Source organism: Novipirellula herctigrandis, assembly GCA_007859835.1.
GTDB classification, from domain to species: Bacteria; Planctomycetota; Planctomycetia; order Pirellulales; family Pirellulaceae; genus Novipirellula_A; species Novipirellula_A herctigrandis.
Genome location: SJPJ01000001.1, coordinates 7,203,328 through 7,216,872, shown reverse-complemented (window position 1 = coordinate 7,216,872; position 13,545 = coordinate 7,203,328). Strand labels below are relative to the sequence as shown.

General features: G+C 51.7%; 7 protein-coding genes. 2 read left to right on the top strand and 5 right to left on the bottom strand.

Annotated features, from left to right (window positions below; genetic code table 11):
- Positions 1-5: 5 nt before the first annotated feature.
- Complete coding sequence (locus CA13_RS26320) at positions 6-1,358, bottom strand: Gfo/Idh/MocA family protein (RefSeq protein ID WP_146401770.1); 1,353 nt, start codon at positions 1,356-1,358, stop codon at positions 6-8.
- Between the two features lie 450 nt (positions 1,359-1,808).
- Here CA13_RS26320 and CA13_RS26315 point away from each other — a divergent pair, with 450 nt between their 5' ends.
- Entirely contained in the window at positions 1,809-4,010 is a 2,202-nt protein-coding gene (locus CA13_RS26315; protein ID WP_146401768.1) for a methyl-accepting chemotaxis protein, read from the top strand.
- A gap of 146 nt (positions 4,011-4,156) precedes the next feature.
- Here the strand turns inward: CA13_RS26315 and CA13_RS26310 are convergent, their stop codons facing one another.
- The gene (locus CA13_RS26310; protein ID WP_146401766.1) at positions 4,157-5,236 is read right to left on the bottom strand and encodes an acyl-CoA dehydrogenase family protein; all 1,080 of its coding nucleotides are present in this window, start codon (positions 5,234-5,236) and stop codon (positions 4,157-4,159) included.
- 678 nt (positions 5,237-5,914) lie between these two features.
- Here CA13_RS26310 and CA13_RS26305 point away from each other — a divergent pair.
- The gene (locus CA13_RS26305; protein ID WP_146401764.1) at positions 5,915-6,175 is read left to right on the top strand and encodes a YecH family metal-binding protein; all 261 of its coding nucleotides are present in this window, start codon (positions 5,915-5,917) and stop codon (positions 6,173-6,175) included.
- An 88-nt stretch (positions 6,176-6,263) separates the two neighbouring features.
- Here the strand turns inward: CA13_RS26305 and CA13_RS26300 are convergent, their stop codons facing one another.
- From CA13_RS26300 to CA13_RS26285, 3 genes are all read right to left on the bottom strand, one after another.
- Positions 6,264-7,592, bottom strand: coding sequence for a 3-deoxy-D-manno-octulosonic acid transferase (locus CA13_RS26300; protein WP_146401762.1), 1,329 nt, complete (start codon positions 7,590-7,592; stop codon positions 6,264-6,266).
- Positions 7,593-7,707: 115 nt separating this feature from the next.
- A complete protein-coding gene (gene secA / locus CA13_RS26295) occupies positions 7,708-11,424 on the bottom strand; it encodes a preprotein translocase subunit SecA (RefSeq protein ID WP_146401760.1) in 3,717 nt (1,238 codons plus the stop codon).
- A gap of 794 nt (positions 11,425-12,218) precedes the next feature.
- On the bottom strand, positions 12,219-13,199 hold the full coding sequence (locus CA13_RS26285) for a sigma-70 family RNA polymerase sigma factor (RefSeq protein WP_146401758.1): 981 nt from the start codon (positions 13,197-13,199) through the stop codon (positions 12,219-12,221).
- Positions 13,200-13,545 lie beyond the last annotated feature (346 nt).

Sequence of the window (13,545 nt, the reverse complement as noted above, 5' to 3'; positions counted from 1 at the left end):
ATTGTCTAAATTCGCCACGGTTCACGAAGCGCTTCGCTGCGCAACCGATTGGCCTCGGCATCGTCGATGAAGACGTTTTCTACTGGATCAAACTTAACCGTTCGGTTTAAGAACGCGGCAATGTTCGCGGCGTGACATGTGATGTGTGAATAGCAAGCCGCTTCCGCATTTGCTTTGGGTTGGCTACGAGTCTTCACACTATCAAGAAAATCTCGAACGTGGAAAGTCGCGGGGTAACCGCCAATTTCTTGGACCTCCCGTCCAGCCAATAATTCAGGAGAACTCAAAACGAATTTTCCGCTATCCCCAGTTTCAATCCATCCATCATCCCCTTCGAATCGCACAGGACACGAACCAAGTTTCAACCATCCGTCATTGCGAATGACCAACTTCACTCCATCAGCATAGGTGGCAACCAGCTCTCCTTTTTCATCCGGTGCATCATATTGAATCGGAGCAGTATTGTCGGCATTGGCAGCCCATTGACAAAGGTCGACGCAGTGCGACCCCCATTCGAGAACGCCACCGCCGGTTAATCCGCCCCCTTTCTCGAAATTGAAACCGTCGAGTAGTTGCTTGTTATACGGCCGCCAAGCAGCAGGGCCGAGGTACATGTCCCAATCGACTTCTTCCTTGGGTGGTTCGGCTTCCGCTGCAACCCATCCACTCATCTTTGTGGTCATTCCGGCGGGATGAGCGTAAATCGTGCGAAGTTTGCCAAGTCGTCCGGTGCGTGCTAGTTCACATGCGAATGCGAAATGTGGCAAGTTTCGTCGCTGTGTACCGGCTTGAAAAATACGTCCGGTGCGGCGCATCGTTTCGGCCAACAACAAACTCTGAGAGATATTTTTTGTACAAGGCTTTTCACAATACATGTCCTTGCCCGCGCGAGCCGCATAGCTAGCAGCGGTGCAATGCCAATTCGGGCCCGTCGCAATTAGAACGGCGTCGATATCATCGCGAGTCAACAGTTCACGGAAATCGCGATAGGTGTCGCAATCCGAGTTACCGTACTTAAGGTCCGCGCGATTCTTGACCGCTTGGCGTTGTTTCTCTTTGATGTCACAGACGGCCACAAATTGAACATCTTCTTGATCGAGAAAGCAGCCAAGGTCATAAGAACCACGATTTCCAATACCAATACCACCAAGCACGATTCGATCACTCGGGACAACCGAATTTCCCAGCCCCAACGCGGTTGAAGAAACGATATGGGGGATGGCGATCGCTGACCCAGCGACCACGGCGCTCTTTAGAAATTGTCGACGCGGATGTCGACGCGACGGTGCGGTTGTATTGGCCGGAGCGGTTGCATCGGGTGACGTGGATATCGATTGCGTGTTCGATTTCAGTGGCATACAGAGAACTCCAGCATTGGAGAAAGGGGGGGAGGCAGAAACAGTCGGAACAACACAAACGCAAAAGCCGAAGCACCGAAGTGCATCATGACGCGCCGTATGCCCGATCATCTCGGGGAGGGATTCTATCGTCTCCGATTCTCTACTATGCGGACCTCAATATCAACCTGCATTTACACTTTCAAATTCGACCGATCCAGCCATGTTGAAGCTCGGCAACCGACAGTGGCCCGACAATATGTCAAACAATTTGACCGACCCTCTATTTCGTGTCGTGTTTTTCAGATTTTATTCAATTTCTCGCAATGCCCCTCACAATCAACGGGCTAGATTTTGGCAAGTGAAACTCATCACTCGCCGATTGCACGGCAATTATTCAGGGAGGAATCGGGGCGCAAGTGAAGTTTTGTTCACGGGGCAAGAACGATCCATCACAAACCAGTTTAGAACATGAAAATTAAGACAAAGATTGTCGCATTTGCAGTATCCGGAACCGTCGCCATGGCAATTGGGATTGTCAGTTTGGTGTATCTCAAAAGAAGCGACTGCGAAGCGATGCTAGCGCGTAGCACACAACATCAAGCACAGCGTGAATGCGAAAAAATAGTGACTGATGTGTACCGCATGTTGGAGATCCAACACCAAGCGGTTCAATCAAAATTGGACGCTGACCTTAGCGTCGCTCGAGACAAGCTTTCTCAATACGGGGTCGTCAGTTTTTTGGACGAAACCATCCAATGGGAAGTGGTCAATCAATTCACAAAAGAAAAGAAATCTTGTGAATTGGCAAAACTGGTATTGGGTGACCAATGGATTGGAAAGAATCAATCGATGGAGTCAGAGTCACCACTGGTTGATGATGTACAGTCATTGGTCGGTGGGACATGCACCATTTTCCAGCGAATAAATGACCAAGGGGATATGCTGCGTGTTTGTACAAACGTGCGAAAAACGGACGGCAAAAGAGCAATTGGAACCTACATCCCTGCGATAGGGCCCGATGGAACCGCAAATTCGGTAGTTGAAACCGTCTTGAATGGCGACACGTTCCGCGGACGCGCCTACGTCGTTGACGCTTGGTACTCGACTGTGTACGAGCCAATTTTTGACAACAACAACAAAGTGGTTGGCGTTCTTTATGTAGGCCGAAAACAGGAAGAGATGACGAATGTGCGAACCGCAATGCAAGAGTCCATTGTTGGGAAGACGGGGCACATTTTCGTCGTCGGTGGAACGGGCAACGAGAGAGGCAAATACATTCTCTCAAAAGATGGCTTGCGAGATGGCGATGACATTTGGGATTCAAAAGACGCGAACGGAGAATTTTTCATTCAGAACGTCGTTCACAATACGTTGGCGACAGACACAGCAGAGCTTGCAGTTGAGCGATATGAGTGGAAAGACGAGGGGCAAGAAACGCATCGCCAGAAAATAGCAGCGTGCTGCTACTTTGAACCCTGGAACTGGGTTGTCGTCGCAAGCGTTTACGAAGACGACTTTGCCGACACATTCAACTCCGTTCAAAACAGCCTCCAATCAATGATTGTTTGGGCTATTGTCGGGGCAGTGATGCTGATCTTGGCACTCGGCATATCAGCTCACTTTTTTGCAAAAACCATCAACAAGCCCATTGAGTCGATGACGCGAAGCCTGCGTGAGATCGCAGACGGTCGTGGCGACTTGACGCGGCGAGTTTCGGTTGCAACCTGCGACGAAATCGGCGAAATGGCCTCGAGTTTCAACTTGTTCATGGAACACTTACAAGGCATCATTGGAAAGATCACCGAAAACTCACATCTCGTGGCCGCCGCATCGAACCAGCTGACAACAACGTCAATGGAACTATCCGATGGTGCCAGGACAACAACGAATCGATCGGCGATGGTTTCCGCATCCGCTTCGGATATGAGTCAGGAGATGAATGGAATCGCTACTTCCGCCGAGCAAATGTCGATGAATGTACGTGCGGTCGCCGCAACAATGGAGCAGGTGACTTCAAGCATTGACGATATCGCTCGAAATGCCGAACAGTCTTCTTCGGTGACTGGGAACGCGACCGCATTGGCGGCATCAAGTCAAGAAACCATTGGCCAACTACATACCGCTGCGGACGAGATTGGGCGAGTCATCGAAGTCATTCAAGACATTGCTGAGCAAACCAATTTGCTGGCCCTCAACGCGACCATCGAAGCAGCCCGAGCGGGCGAAGCTGGCAAAGGCTTTGCTGTCGTCGCCAGCGAGGTCAAAGCATTGGCAAAACAGACAACGGATTCCACAAACGACATCCGAACCCGGATTGAGTATATTCAGGAGTCCACCGGCAAAGCGGTTATTTCGATCAGCGAAATTAGCGATGTAATCGAACAAGTTAGCAGTGTATCGAACAAGATCGCCTCGGCGGTCGAGGAACAGAACGTTGCGACAAAAGACATATCTCGAAGTGTCCAAGAAACGTCGTGTGCTGTCGCGACGGTCAGCAAATCCGTCCATCGAACGGCAATGTCAACCGGTGAAATCACGAAAAACATCAGCGAAGTGGATTCGTCCGCGCGTGACACCGCTGCAGGAGCCGAACAAACGCGTCAAGCAGGTACGGAATTAGCACAGTTGTCGGATGTACTTAAAGGCCTCACTGAAATGTTTCGCGTCTAAGTACTGCGACCCACCGCGATGACGGGGCGTCTCCAATGGAACGACCATGTCGCGAACGCGTGCGATGGTTAAACTCCACCACACTAACCCGCTTGCATCGCGAGCGTCCTGCTTGCATCGCGAGCGTTGTCGTTGCAGGTCGCTGGTCATGTGATTCCTGCTAACTCGCAAAGGTAGGCTTGAGCGACCGGTTGTGGACAACTCCACACCAAAAAGAACATCGCTTCACGGCACCATCGTCCGACGGGATGACCATCGACATAACCAGCCCCTTTCGCGGCTGTCAACGCCGCTTGCGTGGACCGCAACACAATCCGGTTCGCGCGGCCACGAATGTCAGCGGCGTCGCACCCTGCATCACCGCCGGCTGCTCGCAGCAGCTCTTCCTCCAACTGACAAATCATTGCATCTAATTCTTCAGCGGCTTCTTTCAAGTCAGACCGTTGATTGGATTCTTGCTTTAGAAACTCAACGGCCGCACGCGATAAACCAATCGCCAACGTGGATGTCTGCAATCCTCCTGTCCTGCCACCGGTCCCCGTTCGCATTACGTTTTCAATGGGACCCGCGATCAACATCGATTCGTCAATCTGAACGTTCGCAAATTCCAAGCGGTCGGTACAACTTGCCGACAACGCCATCAAGTCAAATCCTGGGAACGGAGTGATTCCGTCCAGCGCACGGGGAACTGCGGCTAAAAGTTCTCGGCCGTCACCCATTGTTGCTCCTACCACATAGACATCGGCATGTGGGACGCCAGTAACCCACGGCGACATCCCTTCAAGCGTAAAGCCGTTGGCCGTTTGGGTTGCCAATAGAACCGGATTTGCTAAATGCCGACGACTGGTGGTCAAGTGGCTAATGCCAACGGTTCCAAATGCTTCGCCAGCAATCAAGCTGTCGAGCCAAGCCGACGCAGGTTCTGGGTTCTCGCTTCCGGCGATCCGCCGAACCGCCCCCATCAATTGCGTAACAACGAAGGTGGTCGTCAAATCGGATTGAGACAGGCGAAGGTAACCGCGAACCTGGTCGACTTCGTTCCAACCAAAACCACCTGACTCCGTTGGCAAGAACCATTTGTAGACGCCCGCTTGGCTGCATGCTGACAACGATTCAGCCGGCCAATCACTTGTCTTTTTCCACTGGTTTGATAAACCTGACAAACGCTCGCAAAGCAGATCCATCGCGTGGTCGTTTGGCGAAGTGACTTCAGGAATCGTTGACATTATCGTTTACCAATTCTTGCGTGAATAAAATAGGAAAACCCGGCAGTTCTACTTTGCATAGTTTCACCATATTTGTATAGATGGGAGTTCCATAGCAGGCGGATCGACGATGTGATTTGGGCGAACCCAACACTTCAAATCGCCTCACGATTAGTCAATTCGTCCCTGCAATCAAACTCCTTAGCATCCGGTCCGTCTACGAACAAGGCTTAGTACTCCGTCCTCACTTGTAAATGGAGGCAGTGGACGAATTTACGAGAGAATCGTTGTTGACTGATATATTCCGGTGCGATGCTTACCTGTACCGCGGCATGTTTTGAGCACCATCCTGAGCATCACCGCAAATATCGGGACCGTTACGATCAACATTTGGTGGCATTCGCATCCCGCGTGCACCCAACGAATCGGCTGTCTTTGACGCTCACGGATTCGGCTGACACGCATATCGTTGCCAATTTTCAACGACCGAGACGCCGACGGGTTGCCAAAACAGTGATGAAAGCGAATGATGCTACTAATCCATACCTTCATGTGGCGATTTAAGATTCGCCGAATGGTCGCCGAATGGTCGCCGTTTACGCCCTTCGCAGCTATCGCTTAGGTCGCAGGTGCGATGAAGCATAGCAGCCGATATTGGATAACGGTTATCACTAATCACCCTTTAGGAAACGTCACTCGATGAGCGATTCGATTCAAAACCCCAACTCCGTCCACGGCCACGAGATAATGCACATGATGGTCGCAGCGGGCAAGCCGTACACTCGCGACTCATTACGAACAGAGATTGTCGAAAAATACGGCGAAGATGCTCGCTTTCATACGTGCTCCGCATCCGAAATGACAGCGGAAGATTTGATCTCGTTTTTGGCGGAGCGAGGCAAGTTTGTTGATTCCGGAGACGGATTCACGACGCTACCTGAAAATATTTGCAACCATTAGTCATGCTGACGCTACAGTTCCGCTTTTAGCGTAGGCCGCAGGTTCACAAAATAGTTTAGCATCACAAACGCAAGCGGGGCCGGCGTTGTCAGCCGCATTTTGCCTTCGCAGGAACTCCAGCGACCCTCGACACCATCTTCGACTCAATCGCTTCGATGGTGCGATTAGTCGCACCTTGATGTTGTCGGATCACGCGGCGCGCGATTCGGCCTAACTCATCCGAAATTGGAATGTCATCTAAGCATCGCAGCACAAACGCCTGCAGTTCCGATGAATCCATCACACGCAAAGCGCCACCTTCAAGAATCAATTGGTCGGCGATCTCTTTGAAATTGCGTGTGTCTGGCCCAAATGAAACTGCACACCCGTAACCCGCTGGCTCGAGCATATTCTGTCCACCTCGGTCACCAAAACTACCACCGACCGTCGCGATCTGACAGACACCCCACCAATGTCGTAGCTCACCGATCGTATCGACCAAGATCACCGTGTCACTGCTCCAAGTTTGTTGGTCGAGTGAAGAATCGATACTACGCCGATGAACTTTTAGTCCTGCGCGATTCACTAACCCAGCAACCGCATCGAAACGTTCCACATGTCGCGGAACCAAAATCAACCGAAGCTCTTTGTGAGACCTTCGAAGCCTCTTGTAAATTTCGATCGCCATTTCTTCTTCGCCCGGTTGAGTACTGCCCACCATCCAAACTCGATGCCAAGGATCGACGCCCGCCCAATGCATTCGTGATTGGACTTCGATCGTTTCACGCGTTGACGGCGCGTCGTCAAACTTGATAGACCCCGTCACATCGATCCGTTCCGACAAAGTTCCACAACGTAGAAACCGCTGAGCATTCTGTTCGTTCTGGCAACCGGCCCATGCGATCCGCGCGAACGTACGGCGAGTAAACAAACCGAATCGGTCGTATTGTTTGGCGCTCTTTTCGCTTAGCCGTGCATTGAACACCATCACAGGACATTCCCGTTCGGTAGCGATGCGAATCAGGTTGGGCCAAAGTTCCAACTCGGCCAGCAGCAAGATCGACGGGTTCAAATTCTCGATTGCCCGTCGCACAGCCCACGAGAAGTCGAGGGGACAAAAGAAAACACGCTTGGCACCAAACAGTTTGACCGCCAAGTCGTATCCCGTGTCAGTCGAAGAACTGACGATAACCCGACTATTGGGGTGTCGCTTTTGAAGTCGATCGGCGAGCACGCGAACCAAGTTGACTTCGCCAACGCTTACCGCGTGAATCCAAATACATGGTTTCCCACCAGTCAACGCATGAGCGGCTGCCTTTGAAAGACCGAAGAGTTTTTCGTTTGCACCGCGACGATAACGACCATGCCGCAACATGCGATACACAACCACGGGCGACACCAGTAGCAATGCGACAAAGTAGATCAAATTGGCGAACATCGGAATCCTTTCCGAACAAAACTGTAGAACAATTGTTCTCAGTTGGTTTATTGCGTATCAAGCGAGGTTAAGTGACTAGTGAGAACCGGCAAAACACTGTTCTCATTGCCTTGGACTAAGCTACATGCCCTCGTTTTCGCATGCAGCATGCCTTGTATTTCTTTCCACTTCCACATGGACATGGATCGTTTCGACCAATTCGTGGTTCATCATGGCGAATCGGATCGGGCTTCGCTTCTTCACCACGGTTGCTCATCTCAGCCGCTCGTTGGTTGGGAGTATCGGTTTGCATCGTTGCAACACCACCACCGGCCGATTGGGGGTCATTGTGAGTCGCTTTTGCTTCGACCCAAGTGCTGCGGATGAACTCTTGGTTGAACGACTCCATACGGAAAATCAAATCGGTCACTCGTTCACCAATCGATTCCCACATTGAATCGAACAACCGCATCCCTTCGCGTTTGTATTCAACTTTCGGGTCCATTTGGGCGTAACCCTTCAAGCCCACGCTGCTTCGCAAATGGTCCATCGTCAACAAGTGATTCTTCCATGCTTCGTCGACAATGCTAAGCAAAATTTGACGTTCCATTCGTCGCATCTCAGGATAGAAGCGGTCATCCACGGCGCCCTCGACGGCCAACGTCATCTCGCTGCGAGTCATCCGGCCCATGTCGGTAGCGTCGGCCGTGTGGTTTATCTCATTCTCGAGCCACTTGATCAACGCTTCGAGTGTCCCTTCTTTTCCAGCCGCGACGGCAGCCGTCGTGCCCTTGTCCGCATCCTCAAAGATGGCGTCCATTTTCTCCGCTGCGACACCATATTTCAATTCCGCCGCGTCCGCCGTCTTACGACTATATTCAACCAACTGAGTTTTCAAGTCGTCACGGTTTAGCCTCACATCGTCAAGTCCAAGTTCGACGCCGAAACGGCTTTGGACCCAAGCAACCAAACCTTCACGGTCCAAGGCAACTTGTGCCCCTTGTTTCTCGGTGAAACGTGAAATACCAGCGATTACTGGGTATTCCGCTTCTTTGGCCGAGTAGGCATGCTCCGCTTTTTCGACTAGCGACTTGGCCACCGCCCGAACGTCGTCCACATCACGGAACTCATCGGGAGTGATTTCGATACCAAACTTATGTCGCATCCAACTACACAATGTTCGAAGCCCAAAATCCGCATCCAATAGCGGTTCGCCTTCGGTAAGATCGACCTTCCCGATGCGCTCGTGCGACTTGATCGTCAACTCGTCAACCAACTCGTCACGGTTCAAGCTTTTGAGCTGGTGCTCTTGGAAGTTCGTCCCCAATCGCGTGTTGGACCAATTCGTCAGCGCCTTCCAATTCCATTCGTCTTCCATTTCCGCTGGCAAGTTTTCTTCAACAATCTCGCTTACGGTCGTTTCGGCAGCACGCTCGGCCTGATCGACCGAATACGACTTGGCCATTTCAAAGTCCATGTTTACAAAATCGCGGGGATCTAATTGGCAATCCAATTGGCCACCCGCGTAGGCAGCAAACGACTCTACTCCATAATATGGAGCCAAAAAAGTTCCAACATACTTGTCGATTTGAGCACGGATCAATTCCAAGATCATGTTTCGCGAACTGTGGCCATCGAGCAAGTTTTGGCGATAACGGTAAACGCGTTTGCGTTGCTCGTCCATCACTTCGTCGTAATCGAGCAAACTCTTCCGAATTTCGTAGTTGCGTTCTTCGACCTTCTTTTGTGCCGCGGCAATTCGCCGTGTCACAAGTGACGATTCGATCGCCTCACCCTCTTGCATTCCCAATCGCTCCATCATGCTCTTGACGAAGTCACCGGCAAAAATCCGCATCAAATCGTCTTCAAGCGACAAGAAAAAACGGCTTGAACCGGGGTCGCCTTGACGACCGCAACGACCTCGAAGCTGCAAATCGATCCGTCGCGATTCGTGCCGCTCGGTTCCAATCACATACAGACCGCCGAGGTCGCGAACCTGGTCGCCTTCCTCGCTCATTTTTTCACGATCATCGATCTCTTTGACAAGCGTGTTCCATTCATCATCGGGGACTTCCAAACGAGTCGGATATTTGTGTTGCATTTGAGCCCATGCCATGGTTTCGGGATTCCCACCGAGCACAATGTCAGTACCACGACCGGCCATATTCGTTGCAATGGTCACGGAGTTGACTCGACCTGCTTGAGCGACAATCTCCGCCTCACGACCGTGATTCTTCGCATTCAACACATCATGTTTGATGCCTCGTCGTTCCAAAAGCGAGGACAATCGTTCGCTCTTTTCAATGCTGACGGTACCAATCAAAATGGGTCGCCCCGCCCGTTCAACGCGAGTCACTTTCGATCGATCAACCTTCTCAGCACGCTTTTCATCTTTGGCAACGATGGTGATTTCCGAATCGTCGTCACTTTGAATCTTGCCCCAAATTTCATTGCCATCTTTCAGTGTCAAGACGTCCCATTTGGTCGTTCGTTCCACTTCTTCGGCCAACGCTTTGTATTTGTCCTTTTCGGTCAAGTAAATCAGATCGGGATGCTCGATTCGTTTCATCTCGCGGTTGGTCGGTATCGCAACCACATCGAGACCGTAAATTTTCATGAACTCGGTCGCCTCGGTCATCGCGGTACCGGTCATCCCCGACAATTTCTTGTACATCTTGAAGATATTCTGCAGCGATGCTGTCGCAAAAGTCTGAGTTTCCTGCTTGATCGGAACGCCCTCTTTCGCTTCGACTGCTTGGTGCAATCCGTCACTCCATTGGCGTCCTTCCATCAACCGTCCCGTAAACTCGTCGACGATGATGATTTGGCGATCCTTGATCACGTAATTCACATCAAGCTTGTAAAGAAAATGTGCCTTGAGCGAATTATCGATCAAGTGCGGCCATTCCATGTTACCCGCTGTGTAGAAACTCTCGACGCCAGCCAACTTTTCGGCTTCGCGAACCCCTTCGTCATTGAGCGTGACGTTGTGCTGTTTTTCGTCGACGGTGAAGTGAACTTCCTTCTGCAATTGACGAGCCACCCGATCTGCTTCGGCGTAGCGTCCAAGATCCAAATCCGCCGGGCCGCTGATGATCAACGGAGTCCTCGCTTCGTCGACAAGAATGTTGTCCACTTCGTCAATGATCGCAAAGTTCAAGGGGCCCTGGCACTGCTGTGCTTCAGCCGGGTAACGGTCGTCACCCTTGGCTGCCGGACGCATGTTGTCACGCAAATAGTCAAAACCAAATTCATTGTTCGTTCCATAGGTGATGTCACACGCATAGGCAGCTTGCTTATCACTCGTGGACATACCCGATTGGATGGCGTTGACCGTGAGCCCCAAATTCATATAGAGCGGCGCCATCCACTCCATGTCACGTCGAGCCAAATAGTCATTGACGGTCACCACATGAACTCCCTTGCCTTCGATCGCGTTTAAGTACGCTGGCAAAGTCGCCACAAGAGTCTTACCTTCCCCGGTCACCATTTCGGCAATGCCACCACTGTGGAGCACCATCCCGCCGACGAATTGAACGTCGTAATGCCGCATGTTAAGAAACCGTTTTCCGCCTTCGCGACAAACCGCGAACGCTTCGTCGAGGATGTCATCGAGCGTCTCGCCATCGCGCAGACGCTGGCGAAAAATCTCTGTCTGTTCACGGAGTTCCTCGTCGGACATTGCCTCATACTTGGGCTCCAACTCTCCGATTCGCTCAGCCCGGACCTGCAACTTTGCCACTTGACGGGCATTGGCGGAGCCGAAAATCGATGTAATCGTTCGCTCAACGCCTCCAAAGAAGCCACCGAAAATAACACCGAGAATATCGAAAAGGCGTTCGAAAAAAGACATGTTTGAATCGTCGTTGTGTCGTAAAAATTATTCGTAATTCGATTGGCAAAACGCCAAATTACGGCGATTCCTGCTCAGAATCGCGCGATTGTAAGTCGTTAGCGGAAGCGTCAAATTGGCACAATGACGCTCGTCCGGCGACAATCAGGGCAAATTGGGGGCCATGGACAGTCTTGAGACCACACAGGTTCTCGCAACAGCCCCAAAAATGGCGACCTAAATGCTTCCATGAGGGCAAGTTACGAGGTTAGCGAAGATGGGTCAACTGTGATTGTTTTTTTCAAATAGGCGAGACGAGAGCCCACAAATTGGCAATGCCCCGTGTTTGCGGAATAACGTAGTCCTTTTTTTCGCTCGAATGAGCGCATGCCCGCGTCCGTCTTTATCATCCGAGGAGTGTTGTAACTCGCTTGAATCGACTTTCGTGCCCAACGTGGGAATCGGGATGAGCCAGCGTGCGGAGTCGCAGAAGTCCACGCACGGAAAGAAGAGGGATTGATTCGTGTTACCTAAAAAAGGAACATGCAAAAATCACCCAATGCTGTTTGCCCGTATGAAACAGGCCCGTATGAAACAGGCCCGTATGAAACAGGCCCGTATGAAACAGGCCCGTATGAAACAGGCCCGAACAGTGCAGTCCCCCAAACCAGAACATTCGTATCCGGCTGTGGCCGCCCGAGCATGACGGGCTCTCGACACGTGGGTGTAGGATCGACCGACGCCTGGCCCCCCAATCACGCCCCAAGATTCGGCTTGGGCGTTTGGTTTGAATACGTCTACCTAGAATGCGCTAGTTAGCCAAAAATCCGTTCGTGCGGATCACTCAGCCCATCGGCCAATCGTCGGAGGGCTTCCGTTTCAATCTGACGCACTCGCTCTCGAGTTAAACCTAGTTCCGCTCCGATCTCTTTGAGCGTCTTGGGTTCACATCCGCCAAGACCAAAGCGAAGCTTCAATACCGTCGCCTCACGCTCCTCGAGATCGCCTAACAATTCCATTGCGTGTCGCAGAATATCGTGATCAAGCATTTCCTCATCGGGAGCCTTCAAACGCTCGTCCATCACCATATCGCCAAGTGACCATCCCGCTTCGGTTTGATCACTTTGCGGCGTGCTGTTGCTGATCCGGATCGCTTTTCGAATGATCGGCAACTTTTTCTTCGGCAAACCGAGCAAACGGGCGATTTCTTCGTTCGACGGCGTCCGACCGAATTCTTCATTGAGCCTAGCAGTAGCCCGTCGCCATTTGCTAAGCAACTCAACCATGTACGCCGGTATGCGAATCGTCTTGGCACTATTGATAAGTGCTCGTTTGATCGATTGTTTGATCCAATAGCTTGCGTAAGTACTAAACCGTGTTCCGACGCTGGGATCAAAACCTTCAACCGCCCGCAGCAATCCCAAGTTGCCTTCTTCGATCAAGTCTTGCAGGCCAAGACCTTTGCCGGTGTAACCGCGTGCAATATTGACGACGAGCCGCAGATTGGCTCGCACCATTCGGTCGCGTGCCAGGGCGTCGCCTTGTGCGATTCGCCCTGCTAACTCAAGCTCGTCATCGGCGGTCAACAATGCCGTTTCGTTGATTTCGCGGAGGTAGGTTTCTAACGGCGACTGGGCTGCACCCGTTCGTGAACCTTTCTTGATTTTTGAAAGCCGCGATTCGGCAAGTTCAAGTTTAACGTCAATATTGGCTGCTAGATCGGAAGCAACGTCAGGATCAACGGGGGTGTCGACATTGGTCTCAACATCGTCGGATATAAGATCAGATTGTGTCATGGATGGCTCGAGCGGCGATATGCCAAGCTGGTCGGGCTCGTTTGCATCCGAATCATCACGGTTTCTGGCTGGTCGCGAACTTGGAGGGTGGCGACGGCTGAATCCGTGAAGACGCTGGGAGGGCTGGAATGCAAAAGAGCCGATCATCTCGGCAGGGATTGGGATCATGGGAACAATGCTAGCATCGACCAGTTACTCCACGTTCCTTCACGATCCGCGAAAAGAGAACGATGATTCGGGTTATGCTGGTTGGGAGGCAGTGCAGGATTGGCGAAAAAGAAGGGCCGGGATTGTGGCCACTTCGCTAGCAACGTATTTTCAACCTGCGGTCACGGGATGAATTCTG